The organism is Bacillus mexicanus (genome assembly GCF_050445615.1).
GTDB lineage: Bacteria > Bacillota > Bacilli > Bacillales > Bacillaceae > Bacillus > Bacillus mexicanus.
Window position 1 is genome coordinate 580971 of the sequence record NZ_JBCEYV010000001.1, and the last position, 24736, is coordinate 605706.

At 43.3% G+C, this 24736-nt stretch carries 28 protein-coding genes and 1 riboswitch; of the genes, 25 read left to right on the forward strand and 3 right to left on the reverse strand.

Features of this window, described 5'->3' with window-relative positions; translation table 11 throughout:
• The first annotated feature begins 6 nt into the window (after window positions 1-6).
• The 5 genes from spoVAD (at window position 7) to lysA (ending at window position 4852) form a co-directional block, all read left to right on the forward strand.
• Window positions 7-1023, forward strand: coding sequence for a stage V sporulation protein AD (gene spoVAD, locus AAGG74_RS03195; RefSeq protein WP_429674509.1), 1017 nt, complete (start codon window positions 7-9; stop codon window positions 1021-1023).
• Between the two features lies 1 nt (window position 1024).
• Complete coding sequence (gene spoVAE / locus AAGG74_RS03200) at window positions 1025-1375, forward strand: stage V sporulation protein AE (protein WP_429674511.1); 351 nt, start codon at window positions 1025-1027, stop codon at window positions 1373-1375.
• A 7-nt stretch (window positions 1376-1382) separates the two neighbouring features.
• Complete coding sequence (gene spoVAEA / locus AAGG74_RS03205) at window positions 1383-1994, forward strand: stage V sporulation protein SpoVABEA (protein WP_429674512.1); 612 nt, start codon at window positions 1383-1385, stop codon at window positions 1992-1994.
• Window positions 1945-3426, forward strand: a complete 1482-nt coding sequence (gene spoVAF / locus AAGG74_RS03210) for a spore germination protein SpoVAF (RefSeq protein WP_225493800.1) — start codon at window positions 1945-1947, stop codon at window positions 3424-3426. Before spoVAEA ends, spoVAF begins: the two co-directional genes overlap by 50 nt.
• A gap of 106 nt (window positions 3427-3532) precedes the next feature.
• Window positions 3533-4852, forward strand: a complete 1320-nt coding sequence (gene lysA, locus AAGG74_RS03215; RefSeq protein WP_429675231.1) for a diaminopimelate decarboxylase — start codon at window positions 3533-3535, stop codon at window positions 4850-4852.
• Between the two features lie 29 nt (window positions 4853-4881).
• Here the strand turns inward: lysA and AAGG74_RS03220 are convergent, their stop codons facing one another.
• Window positions 4882-5754 carry a DUF1002 domain-containing protein gene (locus AAGG74_RS03220; protein WP_429674513.1) on the reverse strand — a complete coding sequence of 291 codons (873 nt, stop codon included), beginning with the start codon at window positions 5752-5754 and terminating at the stop codon, window positions 4882-4884.
• A 256-nt stretch (window positions 5755-6010) separates the two neighbouring features.
• Here AAGG74_RS03220 and AAGG74_RS03225 point away from each other — a divergent pair, with 256 nt between their 5' ends.
• Window positions 6011-6442 (forward strand): peptidylprolyl isomerase, encoded by a 432-nt coding sequence (locus AAGG74_RS03225; protein WP_162102557.1) that lies wholly within the window; start codon window positions 6011-6013, stop codon window positions 6440-6442.
• 151 nt (window positions 6443-6593) lie between these two features.
• Here AAGG74_RS03225 and AAGG74_RS03230 read toward each other — a convergent pair whose 3' ends face one another.
• The gene (locus AAGG74_RS03230) at window positions 6594-6806 is read right to left on the reverse strand and encodes a spore germination protein (RefSeq protein ID WP_071578073.1); all 213 of its coding nucleotides are present in this window, start codon (window positions 6804-6806) and stop codon (window positions 6594-6596) included.
• A gap of 242 nt (window positions 6807-7048) precedes the next feature.
• Here AAGG74_RS03230 and sipS point away from each other — a divergent pair, with 242 nt between their 5' ends.
• The 7 genes from sipS to ribT all read left to right on the forward strand — a co-directional run bounded on the left by sipS (window position 7049) and on the right by ribT (window position 12510).
• Window positions 7049-7600 (forward strand): signal peptidase I sipS, encoded by a 552-nt coding sequence (sipS, locus tag AAGG74_RS03235; RefSeq protein WP_162102558.1) that lies wholly within the window; start codon window positions 7049-7051, stop codon window positions 7598-7600.
• A 235-nt stretch (window positions 7601-7835) separates the two neighbouring features.
• The gene (locus tag AAGG74_RS03240) at window positions 7836-8180 is read left to right on the forward strand and encodes a hypothetical protein (protein WP_162102559.1); all 345 of its coding nucleotides are present in this window, start codon (window positions 7836-7838) and stop codon (window positions 8178-8180) included.
• 120 nt (window positions 8181-8300) lie between these two features.
• Window positions 8301-8445: riboswitch (FMN riboswitch) on the forward strand.
• A 126-nt stretch (window positions 8446-8571) separates the two neighbouring features.
• A complete protein-coding gene (gene ribD / locus AAGG74_RS03245; RefSeq protein WP_225493811.1) occupies window positions 8572-9657 on the forward strand; it encodes a bifunctional diaminohydroxyphosphoribosylaminopyrimidine deaminase/5-amino-6-(5-phosphoribosylamino)uracil reductase RibD in 1086 nt (361 codons plus the stop codon).
• Window positions 9658-9667: 10 nt separating this feature from the next.
• A complete protein-coding gene (ribE, locus tag AAGG74_RS03250) occupies window positions 9668-10315 on the forward strand; it encodes a riboflavin synthase subunit alpha (protein WP_162102561.1) in 648 nt (215 codons plus the stop codon).
• A gap of 14 nt (window positions 10316-10329) precedes the next feature.
• A complete protein-coding gene (locus AAGG74_RS03255) occupies window positions 10330-11526 on the forward strand; it encodes a bifunctional 3,4-dihydroxy-2-butanone-4-phosphate synthase/GTP cyclohydrolase II (protein ID WP_162102562.1) in 1197 nt (398 codons plus the stop codon).
• A gap of 33 nt (window positions 11527-11559) precedes the next feature.
• Window positions 11560-12024, forward strand: coding sequence for a 6,7-dimethyl-8-ribityllumazine synthase (ribH, locus tag AAGG74_RS03260; RefSeq protein ID WP_024121911.1), 465 nt, complete (start codon window positions 11560-11562; stop codon window positions 12022-12024).
• A 111-nt stretch (window positions 12025-12135) separates the two neighbouring features.
• Entirely contained in the window at window positions 12136-12510 is a 375-nt protein-coding gene (gene ribT / locus AAGG74_RS03265; RefSeq protein ID WP_024715198.1) for a GNAT family N-acetyltransferase RibT, read from the forward strand.
• Between the two features lie 214 nt (window positions 12511-12724).
• On the opposite strand, the gene AAGG74_RS03270 is transcribed toward ribT, so the two are convergent.
• Entirely contained in the window at window positions 12725-13252 is a 528-nt protein-coding gene (locus AAGG74_RS03270; protein ID WP_162102563.1) for a DUF309 domain-containing protein, read from the reverse strand.
• 300 nt (window positions 13253-13552) lie between these two features.
• Here AAGG74_RS03270 and AAGG74_RS03275 point away from each other — a divergent pair, with 300 nt between their 5' ends.
• From AAGG74_RS03275 to resE, 12 genes are all read left to right on the forward strand, one after another.
• Window positions 13553-14308 (forward strand): segregation/condensation protein A, encoded by a 756-nt coding sequence (locus AAGG74_RS03275; protein WP_162102564.1) that lies wholly within the window; start codon window positions 13553-13555, stop codon window positions 14306-14308.
• On the forward strand, window positions 14298-14891 hold the full coding sequence (scpB, locus tag AAGG74_RS03280; RefSeq protein WP_162102565.1) for an SMC-Scp complex subunit ScpB: 594 nt from the start codon (window positions 14298-14300) through the stop codon (window positions 14889-14891). The genes AAGG74_RS03275 and scpB overlap by 11 nt, the downstream gene beginning before the upstream one ends.
• 54 nt (window positions 14892-14945) lie before the next feature.
• Window positions 14946-15485 (forward strand): YpuI family protein, encoded by a 540-nt coding sequence (locus AAGG74_RS03285; protein ID WP_429674514.1) that lies wholly within the window; start codon window positions 14946-14948, stop codon window positions 15483-15485.
• Window positions 15486-15597: 112 nt separating this feature from the next.
• Entirely contained in the window at window positions 15598-16743 is a 1146-nt protein-coding gene (locus AAGG74_RS03290) for a D-alanyl-D-alanine carboxypeptidase family protein (protein WP_162102567.1), read from the forward strand.
• Window positions 16731-17321 (forward strand): spore maturation protein SpmA, encoded by a 591-nt coding sequence (gene spmA / locus AAGG74_RS03295; RefSeq protein WP_162102568.1) that lies wholly within the window; start codon window positions 16731-16733, stop codon window positions 17319-17321. Before AAGG74_RS03290 ends, spmA begins: the two co-directional genes overlap by 13 nt.
• Window positions 17322-17325: 4 nt before the next feature.
• The gene (gene spmB, locus AAGG74_RS03300) at window positions 17326-17862 is read left to right on the forward strand and encodes a spore maturation protein SpmB (RefSeq protein ID WP_162102569.1); all 537 of its coding nucleotides are present in this window, start codon (window positions 17326-17328) and stop codon (window positions 17860-17862) included.
• A 90-nt stretch (window positions 17863-17952) separates the two neighbouring features.
• On the forward strand, window positions 17953-18687 hold the full coding sequence (gene rluB, locus AAGG74_RS03305; RefSeq protein WP_162102570.1) for a 23S rRNA pseudouridine(2605) synthase RluB: 735 nt from the start codon (window positions 17953-17955) through the stop codon (window positions 18685-18687).
• 94 nt (window positions 18688-18781) lie between these two features.
• A complete protein-coding gene (resA, locus tag AAGG74_RS03310) occupies window positions 18782-19321 on the forward strand; it encodes a thiol-disulfide oxidoreductase ResA (protein WP_429674515.1) in 540 nt (179 codons plus the stop codon).
• Window positions 19318-20946, forward strand: coding sequence for a cytochrome c biogenesis protein ResB (gene resB, locus AAGG74_RS03315; RefSeq protein ID WP_429674516.1), 1629 nt, complete (start codon window positions 19318-19320; stop codon window positions 20944-20946). Before resA ends, resB begins: the two co-directional genes overlap by 4 nt.
• A gap of 19 nt (window positions 20947-20965) precedes the next feature.
• Window positions 20966-22141 carry a c-type cytochrome biogenesis protein CcsB gene (ccsB, locus tag AAGG74_RS03320; protein WP_162102573.1) on the forward strand — a complete coding sequence of 392 codons (1176 nt, stop codon included), beginning with the start codon at window positions 20966-20968 and terminating at the stop codon, window positions 22139-22141.
• A gap of 80 nt (window positions 22142-22221) precedes the next feature.
• A complete protein-coding gene (gene resD / locus AAGG74_RS03325; protein ID WP_162102574.1) occupies window positions 22222-22944 on the forward strand; it encodes a DNA-binding response regulator ResD in 723 nt (240 codons plus the stop codon).
• Window positions 22941-24710: a sensor histidine kinase ResE gene (resE, locus tag AAGG74_RS03330; RefSeq protein WP_162102575.1), complete on the forward strand. Its 1770-nt coding sequence runs from the start codon at window positions 22941-22943 to the stop codon at window positions 24708-24710. The genes resD and resE overlap by 4 nt, the downstream gene beginning before the upstream one ends.
• Window positions 24711-24736: the final 26 nt, after the last annotated feature.

Consider the following 24736-nt stretch of genomic DNA (forward strand, 5'->3'; position numbering starts at 1 on the left):
AAGAAAATGAAATTAACTGGAAAGCAAACCTGGGTATATGAACATCCCTTATTTGTCAACTCAGCGGGAACAGCAGTCGGACCAAAGGAAAAAGACGGACCGCTGGGCGCTTTATATGATAAAACCTATGACGAGATGCACTGCAATCAAAAAAATTGGGAAATGGCTGAACGCCAGCTGATGGAAGATGCGATTACATCAGCGCTTCAAAAAAATAATCTGACAAAAGATGATATTGATCTCTTACTGGCAGGCGACCTGCTGAATCAAAACGTGACAGCCAACTATGTGGCAAGACAATTAAAAATTCCGTTTCTATGTATGTTTGGCGCCTGTTCAACATCAATGGAAACAGTGGCTGTCGCATCAGCCTTAGTAGACGGCGGTTTTGCCAAAAGGGCGCTCGCAGCTACCAGCAGCCATAATGCAACGGCGGAAAGACAGTTTCGATATCCAACGGAATACGGAGGCCAAAAACCGGATACTGCCACTTCTACTGTAACCGGAAGCGGAGCGGTTGTCATCAGTCAGACACCGGGTGACATCCAAATCACAAGCGCGACTGTCGGCAAGGTTGCTGACTTAGGAATTACTGATCCGTTTGATATGGGATCAGCCATGGCCCCCGCTGCAGCTGATACGATTAAGCAGCATTTTAAAGATCTCAACCGGACAGCGGATGACTATGATCTTATCCTGACAGGTGACCTGTCAGGCGTCGGATCTCCCATCGTAAAAGACATCTTAAAGGAAGATGGCTATCCGGTCGGCACAAAGCATGATGATTGCGGGCTTCTGATTTACACTCCGGATCAGCAGGTCTTTGCCGGAGGAAGCGGCTGCGCTTGTTCGGCGGTTGTCACCTACTCTCACATTTTTAAGCAGCTGAGAGAAGGAAAATTAAACCGTGTATTTGTCGTGGCGACCGGGGCGCTGTTAAGCCCGACGATGATCCAGCAAAAAGAAACCATTCCAACCATCGCCCATGGGGTAGTATTTGAGCGTGCAGGAGGTGCATCTTAACATGGAATACTTTTTGGCTTTTGTATGCGGCGGGGCCATTTGTATTGTAGGCCAGCTGCTTCTAGATATTTTTAAATTAACGCCGGCCCACGTCATGACATCATTTGTGGTGATCGGCGCGATCTTAGATGGTTTCGGTATTTATGATAAATTTATTGAGTTTGCCGGAGGCGGCGCCACTGTCCCGATCGTCAGCTTCGGCCATAGTCTTCTTCACGGTGCCATGCATCAGGCGCATATACACGGATTTATCGGAATCGGCATGGGGATTTTTGAGCTGACCTCTGCGGGTATTTCAGCAGCCATTCTCTTCGCCTTTATCGTAGCAGTTATTTTCAAACCGAAAGGATAATGCCGATATGACGACAAAACGAAAGGTCATACTGGTAACAGATGGGGATGTGTACGCCGCTAAAACAATTGAATACGCCGCAAACAAAGTGGGAGGGCGCTGTATTTCCCAATCAAAAGGAAATCCTACCATCCGCAGCGGCGCAGAGCTGGTCAAGCTGATCACCTCAGCACCATATGATCCTGTATTTGTCATGTTTGATGACTCTGGACTTCAAGGAGAGGGCCCGGGAGAAACCGCTTTGACCTATGTCGCCAGCCATCCATCAATAGAAGTGCTCGGAGTGATTGCGGTTGCGTCAAAAACCCATCAGGCTGAATGGACCAGAGTTGACGTAAGTATTGACCGAAATGGAGAAGTAACAGAATATGGCGTCGATAAAGTCGGGGAACGAGAATTTGATGCGCACAGAATGAGCGGAGATACAGTCTATTGCCTTGATAAACTTGATCTCCCGCTGATTGTCGGTATTGGTGATATTGGCAAAATGGGTAGAAAAGACGATATTTCAAAAGGATCGCCAATCACCATGAAAGCGGTCGAGTTTATTTTAGAAAGGAGCGGGTATCATGCCGGACCACAAGGAAGAAAAAATTCGGGTTTATCGGAATCCAGATAAAAATGAAGCATACTTCAAAAACCGTGTGGGGATGGGGACAAGCTATGATGTAGGTGTTCGCAAGCTCACCATTTTAGATCAAGAAATACATCTTTACTATCTGAATGGATTGTGTGATACGGCCTATATCATTCATTTAATGAGAGAACTCGTTGCCATTAACAATCGGAGTGAAGACCCTGATAAGCTGGTCGATATCGTCGAAAACAGACTGCTTAATGCCCAGGTCGAAAAAGTAAAAACCTTGGATGAAACCACCGACCAAGTCCTATCAGGCCTAATCGCGGTTATTGTAGAAGACGCAGGGTTTGCATTTATAATTGATGTCAGAAGCTATCCGGGCAGAAATCCAGAAGAACCTGATACGGAAAAGGTGGTCAGGGGAGCCAGAGACGGGTTTGTTGAAAATATTGTCGTCAATACGGCTCTTCTCAGACGGCGGGTCAGAGACGAACGTCTTCGCATTAAGATGACAAAGGTCGGCGAGCGATCAAAGACGGATTTAAGCATTTGTTATATAGAAGATATTGCAGATCCGGATCTCGTTGACATCGTGGAAAAAGAAATTGCTGCTATTGATGTCGACGGGTTAACGATGGCAGATAAAACTGTTGAGGAGTTCATTGTTCATCAAAACTATAACCCTTTTCCGCTCGTGCGCTATACAGAAAGACCGGATGTGGCAGCAAATCATGTACTTGAAGGCCATGTCATTATTATGGTTGATACATCGCCGAGTGTGATCATTACCCCGACGACTTTGTTTCACCATGTCCAGCATGCTGAAGAATACAGGCAGGCGCCTTCAGTCGGCACCTTTTTAAGATGGGTAAGATTTTTCGGTATTCTTGCTTCAACTTTATTTCTCCCGATTTGGTTTCTCTTTGTTCTTCAACCTGATCTGCTTCCGGACAACATGAGATTTATCGGTTTAAATAAAGATACGCATATCCCCGTTATTCTGCAAATTTTCTTAGCTGACTTAGGGATTGAGTTTCTCAGAATGGCTGCCATTCATACACCGACCGCTTTATCGACAGCGATGGGATTAATAGCCGCTGTGCTGATCGGACAAATTGCGATTGAAGTCGGTCTGTTTTCGCCTGAAGTGATTCTGTACGTCTCACTTGCAGCGATTGGAACCTTTACGACGCCTAGTTATGAATTAAGCTTGGCAAACAAAATGAGCCGCCTTATCCTCATGATACTCGTTGCTTTATTTCATATAAAAGGGCTCGTCATCGGATTTACAGTGCTGATTATTGCCATGGCAAGCATTAAATCCCTCCAAACGCCGTACTTATGGCCGCTGATTCCATTTAACGGCAAGGCGCTGTGGCAGGTGCTGATCCGCACAGCGAAACCTGGCGCAAAAGTAAGACCCAGTATCGTTCACCCCAAAAATCGCTTAAGACAGCCTACCAATTCATAATCGCATTGAAACTGACTGAAGAGTATGATAATGTATGTCTTAATTGTGAAGGGACAGTCGATAAAACTGTCCTTTTCACCCATAAGCGGAGAAAGAGGGAATGACATTGTTCTTACATGGCACAAGCAGACAAAATCAACAAGGGCATTTAGAAATTGGAGGAGTGGACGCTCTCTATTTGGCGGAGAAGTATGGGACTCCTCTTTACGTATATGATGTGGCTTTAATACGTGAGCGTGCTAAAAGTTTTAAGAAGGCATTTATTACTGCGGGACTGAAAGCACAGGTGGCATATGCGAGCAAAGCGTTTTCCTCAGTTGCAATAATTCAGCTTGCTGAGGAAGAGGGACTATCCTTGGATGTAGTGTCAGGAGGAGAGCTTTATACAGCTGTAGCGGCAGGTTTCCCGGCAGAACGCATTCACTTTCATGGAAATAATAAGAGCAGGGAAGAATTGCGGATGGCGCTTGAGCATCACATCGGCTGCATCGTGGTGGATAATTTCTATGAAATTGCCCTTCTTGAAGACTTATGTAAAGAAACAGACTGCTCTATCAATGTTCTTCTGCGGATCACACCTGGGGTAGAAGCACATACGCATGACTATATTACAACAGGTCAAGAAGATTCAAAGTTTGGTTTCGACCTTCATAACGGACAAACTGAGCGGGCGATCGAGCAAGTATTACAATCAAAACACATTCAGCTTCTGGGTGTCCATTGCCATATTGGCTCGCAAATTTTTGATACGGCGGGTTTTGTGTTAGCGGCAGAAAAAATCTTCAAAAAACTGGATGAGTGGAGACAGTCATATTCGTTTGTATCCAAGGTGCTGAATCTTGGAGGAGGCTTCGGCATCCGCTATACGGAAGACGATGAGCCGCTTCACGCTACTGAATACGTTGAAAAAATTATCGAGGCTGTGAAAGAAAATGCCGTTCGTTACGGTTTTGACATTCCGGAAATTTGGATTGAACCGGGCCGCTCTCTCGTTGGAGACGCGGGCACAACCCTTTATACGGTTGGCTCACAAAAAGAAGTGCCGAATGTCCGTCAGTATGTGGCTGTAGACGGAGGCATGAATGATAATATTCGGCCTGCGCTTTATCAAGCGAAGTATGAAGCTGCGACCGCCAACCGTATCGGAGAAGCGCATGACAAGACGGTGTCGATTGCCGGAAAGTGCTGTGAAAGCGGCGATATGCTCATTTGGGATATTAATCTGCCGGAAGTAAAAGAAGGCGATCTTCTTGCTGTTTTTTGTACAGGCGCATACGGATACAGCATGGCCAATAATTACAACCGCATTCCAAGACCTGCCGTTGTATTTGTGGAAAACGGCGAGGATCACTTAGTTGTGAAACGAGAAACATACGAGGACATTGTGAAACTTGATCTGCCTTATAAAACGGGTGTAAAGCAATAAAGAAAGCGCCGATTTCTCGGCGCTTTTTCTTATTTGAATATAGAAACAATTGCATTCCAGATAGATACGAAGAAATCAATGACTTTCTGGATGAAGTTTTTGCCTTCATCTGATTTTATGAATTTCGTAATCTTGTCTTTCGCTTTATCAAGCTGATCACCGACCTGTCCCCAGTCGATGTTAGCGTTTTTCATCTTATTGAATAGGGAGACAAGCTGATCCTTTTGACTGTCTGTAAGTGTGACATTCAGATCAGAAGCCGCATCGTCTACTTGTTTTTCAATGTCAGCTTTATTGTCAGGCACACCGTTTTTCGCAAACTCTTCTTTGATTTTTGCAATCAGCGCAGCTGCATTTTCGTTACCGATTTTGTCTCCAAGCTCTGATGTTGTAACAAGCTCTTGGTTGGCTACTTGCTTAACATCCTCTGAGATTGCTTCATCAGAAGAAACTTCATACGCCTTAATCAATCCAGTTAAAGCGGCAGTCCCGGATACCTCAAACGGTGCAGTCACATAAACCTTCGCATCTTTTACACCTGCTGTCATCAGGGCATTTAGGTACATTTCGTCTGTAATGCCGCTGATATGATGTGTCTCAACATTCAGTCCAGAGCCCTTTTTGGCAATGGTTATTGATGAGGAAGAAATCGCTCTTGATCCGATTTGCGCGTTTGATATATATTTTCCTAAATATTCATGCTCTTCCTTATTGGTCACGTTTACCGTTGTGGCATTATCAGGGACGTTCATTTCAGCAAGCACTTTTTGTTTATCAGATGCTGACAAATCAGCGCCCAGTGTTACAATAACATCTCCAACCGCGGCATCCGCAAGGCTGACTTTCGGAACAGCCAGCAGCAAAACGGCCGCTGCTGCCATCCCAATCCATATTTTTTTCAAAGCAGTTTGACCTCCTTCAATTTCACAAGCAGCTGGATAGAGCTGCTCTGCGAGGACCTGAATCATGATAAAATTACAGTTCCGTTAGGTTAGACGGAGAGAAAGAGATTCAGGTTTCATTTTATTTTTTAGTAAAGCCGAGAGATTCGTTTTCCCCCGAAAGGTGTGGTATAATAGCCGCGACAAGGAGAGACAGGATATCATTTATCATACATAATCTCCTTTGAAAATTAAAATAAAGAAAGTAGGCATACAATTGAAAACAGGTTACTTTTTATTAGAAGACGGTAACAAAATTGAATTTGAACTTTACCCTGAAGCTGCTCCCGGCACTGTCGCAAACTTTGAAAAGCTTGCGAACGAAGGCTTTTACAACGGGCTTACATTCCACCGAGTTATTCCAGGCTTCGTCAGCCAAGGCGGCTGCCCAAACGGAACCGGCACAGGCGGTCCTGGATACACAATCAAATGTGAAACAGAAGGAAACCCACATACACATGAAGCGGGATCTCTTTCTATGGCACATGCCGGAAAAGACACAGGCGGCAGCCAATTTTTCATCGTACATGAGCCGCAGCCGCATTTGAACGGTGTTCACACTGTGTTCGGGAAAGTAACAAGCGGATTAGAATTCGCGAAAAACATGTCTAACGGCGACGTTATGAAAGAAGTTCGCGTAGAAGGCTAATCGGCAGACAGAAGGCTTCCTCATATCGGGGGAGTCTTTTTTATTGGGCAAACATATGTAATAAAAAAACCGCCTGGGTACTGATGGCGGTTGACAAACCGGACGTGTAGTTAGTGATACATCTGAAATGGTCCCTTCTGTAATGAATAGGCTAAAATGTTTTGGTCACATTCTGATCAGTAAATTGATGGTTAATCATTTTCGCCTTGCTTACAAAGTTATTTTCAAAGACAATTCCTGTGTTTAAACCTCCGGAACCAAACACAGATTTGGACAAAGTTAATGGCCTGATCATAAAAGCGCCGCCCACGTTTACTACGCCGTTCCCGGAAACGTTGTTTATATTAATAGGATAATCAATCATACTATCAAGTCTCCTTTCATAGTATTCTCCTTTTTATATGTATTAATGCTAGAGTCAATCAGCATAAACTTATTGGTAAAAACATTTATTTTTCATTTGATAGAGCGGAAAAAAGATAGTTGTAATGTGAATAGAAGAGGAAGATGAACAGATTGCAAAAATCACTTCAATGGTCCTGATGGGATTTCTTTTCGATTCGTGATAACATAAATTGAAGATCGTTGTTTATTGGAGGAAATCAGTTGAAAGCAGAAAATAATTCAAAGAAAAAAACAATAGTAGAATGGACAAAAGCAATTGTGATTGCTGGTGTTCTCGTTTTGCTCATCCGCAATTTTGTTTTTTCGCCGTATATCGTTGATGGGGAGTCCATGGAGCCTACTTTACATGACCGTGAAAGGGTCTTTGTCAATATGACTGTCAAATACATCGGCGAGTTTGATAGAGGAGACATCATCGTATTAAACGGAGATGATGTTCACTATGTCAAGCGTATTATCGGCCTGCCAGGAGATACAGTCGAGATGAAAAGCGACCAGCTTTATATCAACGGGAAAAAGGTAGCTGAGCCTTATTTGGCTGCTTACAAAAAGATAGCGAATCAGAATGGTGAACATTTGACCAATGATTTCGGCCCGGTGAAAGTGCCTGATGACAAGTATTTTGTGATGGGAGATAACCGGCAGAAATCAATGGACAGCCGAAACGGGCTTGGCCTCTTCACGAAAAAACAAATTGCGGGTACGGCAAAGTTTGTTTTCTTTCCGTTTAACGAAATGCGAAAAACAAATTAGGATTAAGCAGCTTCCTGAACAGGAGGCTGTTTTTTTATTTGTTTTTCTCGTCCATCCCCCAAAACCAGAACATAAATTCGTATTACTATAAAAAAGAAAGTTTTGCAGAATGTGAAACATATTCTCTTTTTGCATCGTTATATTAATAATTTACAAGAATTTACGGTTTTTTATTCATGAAAAAAAGGAATAACTCATATGAATGATTATATTCATATTGGCTGGAGGTTTAAAGATGAGAAGAATAAAAACCAAAATTACCATTCTGTTAGTGCTTTTGTTTTTATTAGCAGGCGGTTATATGTACATAAATGGCGTTGAACTGAAAGACGTTCCAACAGCAATTGGACAAACCTTGTCCTCAGAAGAAGAGGAATACACCATCCAAGAATATAAAGTGACGGAAATTAGCGGTTCAGAGTATCATGGAGAAGCTGAAAACGGCACGAAAATCATCTTCAACGGAAAAAAATTAAATCAGGATTTATCTGATATAAAAGAAGGCGACAAGATTAAGGCATACTTCAGCAAAGCAAAGCGGATTGATGGATTAATCAAGGTTGCCAAAGTGAATGATTAACAAAACACCGCCTTTCGGATCGAAGGGTGGTATTTTGTTTTTCTCAAATTGTAAGTTTATTTCATTGCGTACGATAAAAAGGATCGCTATAATAGCCAATAAGGACAAATGAATAAAGATTGTATCCTTCGGGGCAGGGTGGAAATCCCGACCGGCGGTAGTAAAGCGAATGTGCTTTAGAGCCCGTGACCCGTGTGCATAAGCGTGCGGTGGATTCAGTTTAAGCTGAAGCCGACAGTGAAAGTCTGGATGGGAGAAGGATGGTGATACGCTATGCAATTATGTCAAAATGCATAGTGTTATTTCCTATTGAGTAAAATACGTAAAGCCCCGGATTTTTCATATATTCGGGGCTTTTTTGACGGTAAATAAAAAGAGAGGAGGGAAACAAATGGAAGTGTATTATATGAAGCTGGCATTAGATCTTGCGAAGCGGGGCGAAGGACAGACCGAATCCAATCCGCTCGTCGGCGCTGTTGTCGTAAAGGACGGACAAATTGTCGGAATGGGCGCCCATTTAAAATATGGCGAAGCCCATGCGGAAGTTCATGCCATCCATATGGCCGGATCACATGTAAAGGGTGCTGATATTTACGTTACACTCGAACCGTGCAGTCATTACGGACAAACACCGCCATGTGCAGAACTCATTATCAACTCTGGCATTAAAAGAGTATTCGTGGCGATGAGAGACCCTAACCCGCTTGTGGCTGGAAGAGGGATCAGTATGATTGAAAAAGCCGGTATCGAAGTAAAAGAAGGCATCCTGGCAGAACAGGCGGAGAAGCTGAACAAACAATTTCTGCACTTCATGAGGACAGGCCTCCCTTATGTCACACTAAAAGCTGCTGCAAGCCTTGATGGGAAAACAGCTACCAGCACGGGCGACAGCAAATGGATCACGTCAGAAACCGCCAGACAAGATGCTCAGAAATACAGGAAAAATCACCAAAGCATTTTAGTCGGAGTTGGCACGGTGAAAGCCGACGATCCAAGCTTAACCTGCAGGCTGCCGAATGTGGCAAAACAGCCGGTTCGGGTAATACTTGATACCGAACTTTCGATTCCTGAGGATGCCAAAGTGATTTGCGATCAGGCAGCGCCGACGTGGATTTTTACAACGGCACGTGCAGGAGAGGAAAAGAAAAAACGGCTTTCAGCTTTCGGAGTGAACATATTCACGCTTGAAACGGAGCGTGTCCACGTCCCCGATGTTTTGAAAATCCTTGCGGAAAAAGGCATCATGTCTGTGTATGTGGAAGGCGGATCAGCAGTTCACGGAAGCTTTATCAAAGCAGGCTGTTTTCAAGAATTGATCTTCTATTTTGCCCCTAAACTAATCGGAGGAACGCATGCTCCCAGCTTAATCTCCGGTGAAGGTATTCAATCATTAAAAGATGTCCCCTTATTGCAATTCACTGATATAACCCAAATCGGCCGTGATCTCAAAGTGACGGCAATACCGATAAACGAATAGGATGGTGACCATGTTTACAGGAATTATAGAAGAAACAGGCACGATCGAATCCATGAAAAAAGCAGGGCAGTCAATGGCCTTAACGATTACATGCTCAAAAATTCTAGAGGATGTTCATTTGGGCGACAGCATTGCAGTGAACGGCGTTTGCTTAACTGTGACTGATTTTACAAAAAATCAATTCACAGTGGATGTGATGCCTGAAACAGTCAAAGCAACGTCCCTGAATGGTCTATCAAAAGGAAGTAAAGTAAATCTGGAAAGAGCGATGGCAGCCAACGGCCGTTTCGGAGGCCATTTCGTCTCAGGACATGTCGACGGAACTGCGGAAATTACACGAATTGAAGAGAAAAGCAATGCTGTTTACTATGATTTGAAAATGAATCCGTCTTTAACAGAAACATTGGTTTTAAAAGGATCGGTGACTGTGGACGGCGTGAGCTTAACCATTTTCGGCCTGACAGAGGATACAGTGACAATTTCTTTAATACCTCACACAATCAGCGAAACGATTTTCTCAGAAAAAACGATTGGTTCTAAAGTGAATATCGAATGCGATATGATCGGAAAATACATGTATCGATTTTTGCATAAAGCCAATGAAAATAAGAACCAACAAACCATAACAAAAGCCTTCTTAAACGAAAACGGCTTTTAGAGAGGAAGATTTGTATGTTTCATCCGATAGAAGAAGCACTAGGCGCTCTAAAAAAAGGCGAAGTCATCATCGTTGTAGATGACGAAGACAGAGAAAACGAAGGAGACTTCGTAGCTCTTGCTGAGCATTCAACACCAGAAGTCATTAATTTTATGGCGACACACGGGAGAGGGCTGATTTGCACGCCGCTCAGTGAAGAAATCGCAAACAAGCTTGATCTTCACCATATGGTTGAACATAATACAGATTCTCACCATACTGCCTTTACGGTAAGCATTGACCATCGCAAAACGAAGACGGGCATCAGTGCTCAAGAAAGATCCTTTACCGTTCAAGCATTGCTTGACAGCAAATCTGTTCCGTCTGATTTTCAGCGTCCCGGTCACATATTTCCGCTCATTGCGAAAAAAGGGGGCGTCCTAAAAAGAGCGGGTCATACAGAAGCTGCTGTTGATCTTGCTGAAGCCTGCGGATCTCAAGGAGCGGGTGTGATTTGTGAAATTATGAATGAAGACGGAACAATGGCGAGAGTGCCTGAACTCATTGAAATTGCGAAAAAACATCAATTAAAGATGATCACGATTAAAGATTTGATTCAATACCGTTACAACTTAACCTCGCTTGTCGAGCGTGAGGTTGATATTACGCTCCCCACTGATTTTGGCACATTTCAGGTTTACGGATATACAAATGAGGTTGACGGAAAAGAGCATGTCGCATTTGTGATGGGAGATGTACCGTTCGGTGAAGAGCCTGTACTGGTCCGGGTGCATTCAGAATGTCTCACAGGTGACGTGTTTGGATCTCATCGCTGTGACTGCGGCCCGCAGCTCCATGCCGCGCTGACACAAATTGCTGCAGAAGGCCGGGGAGTGCTCTTGTACTTGCGCCAAGAAGGCCGCGGCATCGGTTTAATCAATAAATTAAAAGCTTATAAGCTTCAGGAGCAAGGCTATGACACTGTAGAAGCCAACGAGGCGCTTGGGTTCTTGCCCGACCTTCGCAACTATGGAATCGGAGCGCAAATATTGCGCGATCTCGGTGTGCGGAATATGAAGCTTTTGACGAATAATCCGCGAAAAATCGCCGGGCTTGAAGGCTATGGACTCAGCATCTCAGAAAGAGTGCCGCTTCAAATGGCAGCAAAAGAGCACAACAAAAAATATTTACAAACCAAGATGAACAAGTTAGGGCATTTACTTCATTTCTAAAAAAACTAATATCACAAAAAGGATGGGAATCATATGAATATCATACAAGGAAATTTAGTCGGTACAGGTCTTAAAATCGGAATCGTCGTAGGAAGATTTAACGATTTTATTACGAGTAAGCTGCTGAGCGGTGCAGAAGATGCGCTTCTCCGACACGGCGTGGATACAAATGATATCGATGTAGCTTGGGTGCCGGGTGCATTTGAAATTCCGTTTGCTGCGAAAAAAATGGCGGAAACAAAAAAATATGACGCCGTTATCACATTAGGCACTGTTATCAGAGGTGCAACAACACACTATGATTATGTCTGCAACGAAGCTGCAAAAGGTATCGCGCAAGCGGCAAACACTACAGGCGTGCCGGTCATTTTTGGAATCGTCACAACTGAAAACATCGAACAGGCAATTGAACGAGCCGGTACAAAAGCGGGCAATAAAGGTGTAGATTGTGCTGTTTCTGCCATTGAAATGGCAAATTTAAACCGTTCATTTGAATAATTTGCTGAAAAGAGTTTAAAAATATGGCGATAATGATATAATGTGAGAATACGGATCACCTATTCGTATCCGTTAATAGCATATTGGACATTTTGATATAGAGGGGTTTTTATGTTAATTCGTTATAAAAAATCGTTTGAAAAGATTGCGATGGGGCTTCTTTCGTTCATGCCGAGTGAAAAAGACCTGAAGCAGCTTCAGCAGACAATTAAGGACTACGAAACGGATACAGACCGCCAGCTCTTTCTTTGGAAAGAGGACGAGGATATCGTCGGAGCAATCGGAGTCGAAAAAAAGGATTCTGAGGTTGAGATCCGGCATATCAGTGTGAATCCTTCTCATCGCCATCAAGGAATCGGAAAACAGATGATGGATGCTTTAAAGCATTTATTCAAAACACAGGTACTGGTTCCGAATGAATTAACGCAGAGCTTTTTCGAACGTTGTCAAGGTCAGCAGGATCAAGACATTTCATACAATAATTAAAAGCAGAGGCTGTTACCAGCCGCTGCTTTAGTTTCATGGCCAAATCATAAAACAAAACTGTTTTATGATTTGGCTATCCTTTCAGTGTGTTTGAAAACTCTTGAATTCTAGGAAAGCTGAGCATTGGAGCGGAGCGAATGTTTTGATTCGTGAGCACCAACGCACAGGCTTGACAACGAATGCGAGGGTTTGTCAACACGCTGAGCAGGGGCTGTTACCAGCCTCTGCTTTTTTTTCTACGCTCTATTTCTTTTTCACGTTCAAGGAGGACATCAGTCCGATCCCGCAAACGGTGCTTGTCGATAAGAAATGCATCGGTGAGTGTGCTGGGCTGCCCCCATGTATACTCTTTTTTCTTGCATTCGATGCGGCACGCTTCCTCCAGCTTCGCATCTTTGATCGGCAGCATAATGCTTTGATAAAAAGATCCGGCTTCGATTTGTTCGTAAACCAACCGCATAAGCTCAAGCAAACGGCTATGATCAAGACCCAGGCTTTCGACCGCTTGTTTTTCAGCATGAAGAATTCGAATACTGTTCGCCATCAGTTTTTTTGCGCCGGCTGTATTCTTCCTTCTGTGATGATACAAAGCAACCGCAAGCTGAATAAAGCCGACCCAGTATATTTTTCGTTTATCTGGCGGGTCTTCCTTCCAATATTCTTCTAGTATTTCATGGCATTCAAAATAATCCCGTGTCGCGTGAAATTCAACGAGATAATTGATATAAGCGTTCGGATACAAGGTACTTCCTCCTTTAATCTGCCCTTAGTGTAACACAGGAAGGATAAAAGGAAAAAAGAACGCTCAGCTCTGATTGCGTCATTGTTTTAGCATGGTAATGAAAGAGAAACTGCCGCTAAGACTCTCTTCTCCCATCTCCTTTGTAATCATCTGAGCGACGCCTTTTCCGTTCTGAATATTCTGCACAAATTCTTCAAAACAGGAAATGAAATAGTATTGGACGAGAGCTTTTTGGTGGCTTATACTAAAGGGTAGCCAGTTTATCCGGCAATGAGAGCGATACTTGAAAATGGTGAGATGATGGAAGAATATCAAGTGAAAATTGATACGTTTGAGGGCCCGTTGGACCTGCTGCTTCATTTAATCAATCGTCTTGAAATTGACATATATGATATACCTGTGGCGAAGATCACTGAACAATATTTATTATATGTACATACGATGCGTGTGCTTGAGCTTGATATTGCCAGCGAGTATTTAGTCATGGCTGCCACGCTGCTCAGCATTAAAAGCAAAATGCTGCTCCCGAAGCAAGAGGAGGAGCTTTTTGAAGATGAATTACTTGAAGAAGAAGATCCGCGGGAAGAACTGATTGAAAAGCTGATTGAGTATAGAAAATATAAAGATGCGGCGAAGGATTTAAAAGAACGGGAAGAAGAAAGACAAAAATCGTTCACGAAACCGCCGAGTGATTTGAGCGAATTTGCAAAAGAAGTAAAACAGTCTGAGCAAAGGCTCTCTGTCACGGTTTATGATATGATCGGGGCTTTTCAAAAAGTGTTGAAACGAAAAAAAATAACCAGACCGATGGAAACAACAATTACCAGACAGGAAATACCAATCGAAGACAGAATGAAAGAAATCGTGCACAGCCTGAAATCAAGAGGAACAAAAATCAACTTTATGGACCTGTTTCCATATGAACAAAAAGACCATTTGGTTGTGACGTTTCTTGCTGTTCTTGAGCTGATGAAAAATCAGCTGATATTCATTGAACAGGAGCACAATTTTTCGGATATTTACATTGCGGGGAGTGAATCCATTCATGGGGCTTGATATCGTGAATTGGAAAGCTATAGTGGAAGCCCTTCTTTATGCGGCAGGAGATGAAGGGCTGACAAAAAAGCAGCTGTTAACGGTGCTTGAAATCGAAGAGCCTGAACTGAATACCATCATGGCGGAAGTGGCGGACGAATACCGCGGGGAGACAAGAGGCATTGAGCTGATTGAATATGCAGATACGTACATGCTTTCCACCAAAAAAAACTTTGCGCCATACTTGAAAAAATTGATTGAAGTGCCGTCAAAGGGCCTTTCTCAAGCCTCATTAGAAGTGCTGGCTATTGTTTCATACAGACAGCCGATTACGAGAGCTGAAATTGAAGAAATCAGGGGCGTGAAATCAGAGCGGATTTTACACAGTCTTGTCGCGAAGGCGCTGTTGTGCGAAGTCGGCCGGGCTGATGGTCCGGGACGGGCTATTTTATACGGCACAACACCGACATTTCTAGAACAATTCGGTCTGAAAACGCTGGACGAGCTTCCGCCGCTGCCTGAAAATGCGGAAGAAGACGTTATTCAAGAAGAAGCAGATTTATTTTTTGAAAACTTTAACCAAACCTTCGAAGATATAAAATAGAAGTTTAATGAATCGCGCTTTTTCATCATCATAAGATATAAGGAAGAAGCTATCATGAAAGAAGCATTATATGAGAGACAAAGACATGAGGGGAAGATACTGAACGAAATGGGACATTCGATTGTGCGGGCGCAGACTCAAAAAACAGGCGAATTCTTATCAATGGTTGTCAATACCATTAACGATTACCTAAATCAAACGACGCTGGAATCTTTACAGGCTGAATTGCCTGTTGAGGAAGGATACTGTTGTGATGTGCTGAGCACTCTGAGAAGAATGACAGTATTTTGTGAAGGAGGCTCAGAAGCGTGCCGCCGTCTCCTCATGCAGGAGCCTTTTTCGGACGCCAGAGCGGAAAAAACACTTTACAAAGTGTATCACCAATGTATTGAAGAGTTTTTTATGCCGAAAAAAGACACGTGGTGTGAAAATAGCCGGGCGTCTTATACGGGTGTCAGCGCAATTAAATTTTACCATGCTGTTCCTGCGTCGCTTGAGCAATTATTATTGCCGCTAAGCGCAGCATTTCTGAAGATGAGGGAAGACCTGGCTCATTATGAAGCATCCGGATCGAGCATGGCGCCAATCAGATAACCTTTACTCTCCCTTTTTCAGGGAGGGTTTTTTTGCGTGCATATAATTGTTATTCATAACTTGTGGACATGCGCATAAACTTGTACAAACCACCACAAGGACGTGAGCAAACATGCGCATTTTCAAAAAAGCAGTATTTATGGTCATGATTACATTTCTTATTGCTAATGTAAATGTAGACACAGCCCATGCTATAGATGTCAGTGCAAAAAGCGCGATCGTGATAGACGGAGCGTCAGGCAGAGTATTATTTGCAAAGGATGAGCATGAAAAAAGGCGAATTGCAAGCATCACAAAAATTATGACAGCTGTTCTTGCTATCGAATCAGGTAAAATGGATGAATCGGTGACAGTGTCAGCAAATGCTGTCAAAACAGAAGGATCGGCCATTTATTTGACAGAAGGACAAAAAGTGAAACTAAAAGATCTCGTGTATGGACTGATGCTGAGATCAGGAAACGACGCCGCTGTCGCAATTGCTGAGCATGTCGGGGGCAGTCTTGATGGATTTATTTACATGATGAATCAAAAAGCTGAGCAGCTTGGCATGAAGAACACTCGTTTTCAAAACCCGCACGGATTGGACGACCATGAAAATCATTATTCAACAGCCTATGATATGGCCATTTTAACCAAATACGCGATGAAACTGAAAAACTATCAAAAAATTTCAGGAACAAAAATATACAAAGCTGAAACAATGGAAAGCGTCTGGAAAAACAAAAATAAGTTGCTGACCATGCTTTACCCTTACAGCACAGGGGGGAAAACAGGCTATACAAAACTTGCAAAACGGACACTGGTCTCAACAGCCTCAAAGGCCGGCGTTGACTTGATTGCCGTCACCATAAATGATCCTGACGATTGGGATGATCATATGAATATGTTTAACTATGTATTTGATCATTACCAAACCTATTTAATCGCAAAAAAAGGAGACATTCCCAAGCTGAAAGGCACATTTTATGAATCAAAGGCTTTTATCAAACGTGATATCACCTATTTGCTAACCGATGAGGAAAAGGAAGACGTTAAAATTAAAACCACGCTGCTTAAGCCGAAAAAAGCATGGGAAAAAGACGCCTCGAAAATTCCTGACATCGTAGGGCACATGAAGATCATGTTCAACGACGAAATGATCGCCAAAGTGCCAATCTATTATGAAAATAAACGACATCAAAAACCGAAAAAACAATTTTTTGAAACATTTAAATCAATCTTTCTGAATGCGGCTGGCGGGACAAAATGGTCAATATAATTTGGGTCAGTTTAACTGTGATCGGACTTGTTTTTGCGATGTGCAACGGAACGCTGCAAGATGTCAATGAAGCCGTATTTAAGGGGGCAAAGGAAGCCGTTACGATTTCATTCGGACTGATGAGCGTGCTTGTTTTCTGGCTGGGTTTAATGAAAATAGCCGAGCAGTCAGGGCTTTTGGAGTTATTCAGCCGGATGTGCAGGCCTTTTATATCTAAACTGTTTCCTGATATACCGCCGGATCATCCTGCAATGGGCTACATTTTATCTAATCTCATGGCGAACTTTTTCGGCCTTGGTAATGCAGCAACTCCGCTTGGCATAAAAGCAATGGAGCAAATGAAAAAACTGAATGGAAATCGAACGGAAGCGAGCCGGTCGATGATTACTTTTTTAGCGGTCAATACGTCATGCATCACTCTCATCCCGACAACCGTTATCGCAGTCCGAATGGCTTATTCCTCCAAAGCGCCGACAGATATCGTCGGACCGAGTATTTTAGCGACACTCATTTCCGGAATCGGCGCTATTTTTATTGATCGGTACTTTTATTACCGCCGCAAAAGGAAGGGAAGGTGAGCGGATGGAAATCATCAACTGGCTTTCTTTAGCCATGATTCCAATCATTATTGCCGGAATTCTTCTGTATGGAACAATGAAAAAGGTCCCCACATATGAATCCTTCGTCGAAGGCGGAAAAGAAGGGATAGAAATTGCCTTTTCCATTATCCCTTATTTAGTCGGAATGCTTGTCGCCATCACTGTTTTTAGGTCATCGGGTGCGCTTGATTTTATAATGGATTTTTTGAAACCGTTTTTCTCCGCTATGGGCATCCCCGCTGAGGTAGTTCCGCTTGCGTTGATTCGTCCGATCTCCGGTACGGCAGCACTTGGCATGACGACAGATTTAATAGCGGTATACGGGCCGGACTCTTTTATCGGGAGGCTTGCTTCCGTCATGCAAGGATCAACAGATACAACGCTTTACGTACTGACTGTGTATTTTGGAGCGGTGGGCATTAAAAAAATGGGGGATGCTTTAAAGGTGGGGCTCCTTGCTGATTTAATCGGCGTAGTTGCATCTATCATCATCGTTACGTTATTATTTGGGAACGCCTGAAAACGGCGTTTTTTTGGATTTGGCATAGAAATTTGAAAAAGCTTGTTTGTTAAGGTTGAAAAAAGTAAGATAATACATGAGGTGAAAGACATGGAAAGACTGCAAAAAGTAATTGCTCACGCCGGAGTTGCATCGCGCAGAAAGGCGGAAGAGCTGATTAAAGAAGGAAAAGTAAAGGTGAACGGCAAAGTAATAACAGAGCTTGGTGTTAAGGTGACCGGTTCTGATCAAATTGAGGTAAATGGGTTAAAGGTGGAACGCGAAGAGCCGGTTTACTTCCTTTTATATAAACCAAGAGGTGTCATTTCTGCAGCCCAGGATGACAAAGGCCGCAAAGTCGTAACGGACTTTTTTAAAGCAATCCCGCAGCGCATTTACCCGATTGGACGTCTGGATTATGATACGAGCGGTCTTTTGCTTTTAACCAATGACGGCGAGTTTGCCAATAAACTGATGCACCCTAAGTATGAAATAGACAAAACATATGTGGCAAAGGTGAAAGGCATCCCGCCTAAAGAAGTGCTTAGAAAACTGGAACGCGGAATCAGGCTTGAAGAAGGCAAAACGGCGCCTGCTAAAGCGAAGCTGCTGTCTTTGGATAAGAAAAAACAAACAAGCATTATACAGCTGACGATTCATGAAGGACGCAACAGACAGGTGCGCCGCATGTTCGAAGCGATTGGCCATGAGGTTATTAAGCTGAAGCGTGAAGAATACGCGTTTTTAAACTTGCGCGGCCTGCATACAGGAGATGCCCGAGAGCTTACGCCTCATGAAGTCAAAAGACTCAGAGCGCTGGCTGAGCACGGTAAAAACGCTTTCTAAATTTCACATAACCTTCAAAAAGTAAGAAATGTGAAATGATTGGGCAATGATATAATTGAATGGATATGCAATTGGGGGAAGGGGGCAGCGGACAATGAAGAAAAAAAGGCGTTTATTCATTCGGACCGGCATCCTTCTCGTTTTAATCTGCGCACTTGGCTATACCATTTACAACGCAGTATTTGCCGGCAAAGAGAGTATATCTGAAGGATCCAACGCACCGAATTTTGTCCTTGAAGGTACGAATGGGAAACGTATCGAGCTCAGTGACTTAAACGGAAAAGGTGTTTTTTTGAATTTCTGGGGCACATGGTGTGAACCATGCAAAAAAGAATTTCCTTATATGGCGAACCAATATAAGCATTTTAAAGATCAAGGTGTTGAAATTGTCGCGGTAAATGTTGGGGAGTCAAAGATAGCAGTACATAATTTTATGAAATCCTACGGAGTCAATTTCCCGGTTGTTCTGGATACAGATCGCCAAGTGCTTGATGCCTATGACGTATCTCCGCTTCCGACAACCTTTCTCATCAATCCGGAAGGAAAAGTTGTCAAGGTGGTGACCGGTCCTATGACAGAAAGTATGATACACGATTATATGAATCTGATAAAACCCGGAGAGACGTCAGGATGAAGCAAGTCAAATGCGAATGCGGACATATAAACCCGGTCGGAACCGTTCTATGTGAATCGTGCGGAAGAGCTCTTCAGGACACTCAGCCTCCGCTTGCTGATATGAGATATGACGGCAGTGCAAGACGTTCACAAACCTATAACAAGACGATCATTGACAAAGTTTGGAATTTCTTTTCTTCGGTTAAGGTGGGAATATGGCTTATCATCATAACCCTTGCTGCATCAGCGTTCGGCACTATTTTTCCCCAGGAAGCCTATTTGCCGCCTGGTGCGCAGGCAGATATTTATTACAAAGAGCAGTACGGCACATTCGGCCAGCTTTATTACTTGCTCGGGTTTCATCACTTATATGGCTCTTGGTGGTATTTGCTGCTCATTGCTTCGATCGGCATTTCACTCGTGATTTGCAGTCTCGATCGAGTCATTCCGTTATATAGAGCATTGAAAAACCAAGGTGTCCAACGGAGTCCTGCTTTTTTAAAAAGGCAGCGCTTGTTCAGTGAAACGGATATTGTGCTGCACGGGGAAACAAAAGAAAAGATTACTGCTCTCTTAACGAAAAAGCATTATAGAATCAGAGAAAAAGAGGGCAGCATTCTTGCTGAAAAAGGGCGTTTTTCCCGCTGGGGCCCGTATGTCAACCACATTGGATTGATTATCTTTCTGATAGGTGCGATGCTGAGATTTGTGCCCGGCATGTACGTCGATGAGACGCTTTGGGTCAGAGAAGGCGAAACCGCAGCAATCCCGGGAACAGATGGAAAATATTATCTTAAAAACAATCAATTCAGTGTAGAAACCTATAGCAGCAAAACGGAAAAAAAGGTATTCGCAGATGCCATTGACAGAGTCGGGGACGGAAGAGTGGCAAAGAACTTTCAAACGGATGCCGTGCTCTACAAAAGAGAAGGAAAAATTGTTTATGGTGAGAAGCCGAAGCTGAAAAAAGTAACAGAAGAGGACATTCGTGTCAATCAGCCGCTGCGTTTTAATTCTTTTTCTGTTTACCAGGTAGATTATAAAGAGAATCAGCTTGATCAAATGGTATTCCAGTTAATAGACAAAAAAACTAAAAAATCCTTCGGGAGTTTAAAGATCAACCTTCTGGATCCAGATTCGGTTTATGATCTTGGTAACGGTTACAAGGTGGAAGTCGCCAGCTATCTGCCAGACTTCTATTTTAATCAGGACGGTGAGCCGAGCACGAAAACTAAAATCCCTAACAACCCGGCTTTTGTCTTTAATATCATCACGCCGGATAAACCGAAGGGCGAAAAAAGCTTTGTCGCCATCCAAGAAACAATTGAAGGCTCCGGAAGCAATAAATACAAGCTGAAATTTGACCATGTCGAAACGAAAAACATTACCGGACTTACAGTCAGAAAGGATTTGACACTCTGGGTGCTTGCCGTCGGCGGAGCCATTTTTATGATTGGTGTTATTCAAGGCATGTATTGGCAGCACCGAAGAATCTGGCTGCACTCACAGGATGGCGCAGTCATGGTGGCTGGGCATACGAATAAAAACTGGTATGGCTTGAAAAAGGATCTAGCCTTTGTATTGGCTGATTCCGGACTGACTGAACCGGAGGACCAAAAAGAATTAACCAAAACACAGAATTAGGCGAAAAAGGAGTGATGTCATGGCAGAGCTGAGCGGAAATTTTCTTTATGCAGCCTTTCTTGTGTATTTAATCGCTGTCCCGATTTTCGGCGGGGCCATACGCGGAAATAAAGATCAAAAGAGCAAGCCAAACCGGTGGGCCAATATCGGGATCGCTCTTTCTATTGTTGGTTTTCTCTGTCATCTGGGATATTTCGCCTTAAGGTGGGCGGCAAGCGGTCATGCGCCTGTCAGCAATATGTTTGAATTCACCACCGCCTTTGGCATGATGCTCGTTTTGGCGTTTATTATTCTATATTTTATTTATAGATTGCCATCATTGGGCTTATTTACACTGTCAATCGCTTTATTGCTGATTGCTTATGCCAGTATGTTTCCGAGAGACATCTCGCCCTTAATTCCGTCGCTGCAGAGCAATTGGCTGTATATTCACGTAACAACGGCCGCACTTGGGCAAGCTATACTTGCTATCAGCTTTGTTGCAGGTGTCATCTTCCTGTTAAAGCATGTAGACCAGACAAAACCAAGCAAAAAAACGTTCTGGCTAGAAGCGATTATGTTTATCCTGGTCACAACTGTGGCCTTTATTGGGGTTACTTCAGCATTTCGTCTCGCGGGCTATGAAGCGGAGTTCAACTGGGTGGATAAAAATAACAAAAAAATCGTGATGAAGTACGAAATGCCCGCGCTTATCGGCCCGCATGAGGGAGAGCTTTTGACCGAGGGGAAAATGAAGCCGCTTGCTGAGCTTCCCGCCATTTTCTCAGGCAGAAAGGTAAATACGGTAATCTGGTCGTTTGGAGCTGGCCTTGTTTTATACGGGGCTCTTCGTCTCATCTTCAGAAAAAGAATAAGCGCTCTATTACATCCTCTAGTGAAAAACGTCAATCTTGATCTGGTGGATGAGGTTGGATACAGGGCGGTATCAATCGGGTTTCCGATCTTTACGCTCGGCGCGCTGATCTTCGCAATGATTTGGGCTCAGCTCGCTTGGACCAGATTTTGGGGCTGGGACCCGAAGGAAGTATGGGCGCTGATTACGTTTTTATTTTATGCCGCGTATCTTCATTTAAGACTGTCAAGAGGCTGGCACGGTGAGAAGTCAGCATGGCTGGCCGTTATCGGTTTTGCTATTATCATGTTTAATTTAATATTTGTAAATCTAGTGCTTGCCGGACTTCATTCTTATGCATAGTCCTTAAAAAGAGACCAGTTCTCAAACTTTCTCATGATTTGATAAAATGAAAGTAACAGAAGGAAAGCAGGGGGAAAACGATGGACCAAATGAACGAAACCAAAATATTAATAGTTGATGACGAAGCCAGAATTCGCCGCCTTTTAAGAATGTATCTTGAACGTGAAAATTATGTCATAGACGAAGCGGAAAATGGTGATGAAGCGATTGCCAAAGGACTTGAAGCCAATTATGACTTGATTTTGCTTGATCTGATGATGCCGGGAACTGACGGAATTGAAGTGTGCCGGCAAGTACGGGAAAAAAAAGCAACGCCAATTATCATGCTGACGGCAAAAGGAGAAGAAGCAAACCGGGTTCAGGGATTTGAAGCGGGAACAGATGATTATATTGTCAAACCGTTCAGCCCGAGAGAAGTCGTGCTGCGGGTAAAAGCTCTTTTAAGAAGAGCATCCCAAACCTCTTATTTCAATGCCAATACACCGACGAAAAATGTACTTGTGTTCTCACATCTGTCTATTGACCATGACGCTCATCGCGTAACGGCAGACGGAACAGAAGTAAGCTTAACACCAAAAGAGTATGAGCTTCTATATTTCTTAGCGAAAACACCTGATAAAGTGTATGACCGGGAAAAGCTTTTGAAAGAAGTATGGCAATATGAGTTTTTTGGAGATTTGCGAACAGTAGATACTCACGTTAAACGCCTGAGAGAGAAGCTGAACAAGGTATCGCCGGAAGCTGCGAAAAAAATTGTCACTGTATGGGGTGTAGGCTATAAATTTGAGGTAGGCGCTGAATGAAATTTTGGAAAAGCGTAGTTGGCAAGCTATGGTTTACAATCCTTTCGCTCGTCTTGATCGTATTATTCATTTTAACGGTTCTTTTGCTGGAATTTATTGAAAATTATCATGTGGAAGAAGCTGAGAATGATTTAACACAGCTTGCAAATAAAGTTGCTGTCATCATAGAAAATCACGAGGATCAGGCACTGGCAAGATCAATCACTTGGGAGCTCGCTGATAACTTAACAAGCATTGCAATCGTTCAGGATGAGAAAAAGCACTGGTATTCTCCCAATGATAAAAATCGTCTGTCGTCCATTACGGTTGAGCAAATACAACACGACAAAGACTTAAATCATGCTCTCCAAAACCATAAAAAAGTAAGTAAGCGAACGGGGCTGAGCGATACAGACACGGATAATGAACGTTTGATTGTCGGTGTCCCGTATGAAAAAGACGGAAAGAAAGGCATGGTCTTTTTATCTCAGTCTTTGCTTGCTGTTAAAGATACAACAAAACATACAACCCGTTATATTTTTCTGGCCGCGGGGATTGCGACTGTGCTGACCACGTTTTTCGCTTTCTTTTTATCAAGCAGGGTCACGTATCCGCTCCGAAAAATGAGAGAAGGCGCACAGGATTTGGCGAAAGGCAAGTTTGATACAAAAATCCCGATTCTAACCCAGGATGAAATCGGAGAACTGGCAACTGCCTTCAATCAAATGGGCCGGCAGCTTAACTTTCATATTAATGCGCTCAATCAAGAAAAAGAGCAGCTTTCTAATATTTTGAGCAGTATGGCTGACGGGGTTATTACCATCAATATTGATGGTGCAATTCTTGTGACAAATCCGCCGGCTGAACGTTTTCTCCAAGCTTGGTATTATGAGCAGAACATGAATATCAAAGAAGGTGATAACCTTCCGCCTGAAGCAAAAGAGCTGTTCCAAAACGTTGTCAGCACTGAAAAAGAACAAATGATCGAGATGACGCTGCAAGGCAGATCATGGGTGCTCTTAATGACGCCGCTTTATGCGAAATCACATGTCAGGGGAGCGGTTGCCGTGCTGCGCGACATGACGGAAGAACGCCGCTTGGATAAACTGCGGGAGGATTTTATAGCAAATGTCAGCCATGAGCTGAGAACACCGATTTCTATGCTTCAGGGATACAGTGAAGCAATTGTCGATGACATTGCAAGCTCCGAGGAAGACCGGAAAGAAATTGCCCAAATCATTTATGACGAATCACTTCGAATGGGCCGTTTGGTCAATGATTTGCTTGATTTAGCGCGAATGGAATCAGGGCATACAGGCTTGCATTATGAAAAAATTAATGTGAATGAGTTTTTAGAGAAAATCATCCGGAAGTTTTCCGGTGTTGCGAGAGAAAAAAATATTGCTTTACATCAAGACATTTCTCTCACAGAAGAAGAGTTGATGTTTGATGAGGACAAAATGGAGCAGGTCTTTACCAATTTGATAGATAACGCGCTGCGGCATACTTCATCCGGCGGCAGTGTCTCCATTACAGCCCATTCTGTGAAGGATGCATTGAAAATTGATATTAAAGACACTGGATCCGGTATACCGGAAGAAGATCTACCGTTTATCTTTGAGCGGTTCTATAAGGCAGATAAAGCGCGGACAAGAGGCAGAGCAGGAACCGGACTTGGACTGGCTATCGTTAAAAATATTGTGGAAGCCCACAACGGGTCGATTACGGTGCACAGTCGAATGGATAAAGGTACAACATTTACATTTTATATTCCGACAAAATCATGACATCGAGTCTGAAATTGCCGAAGAAT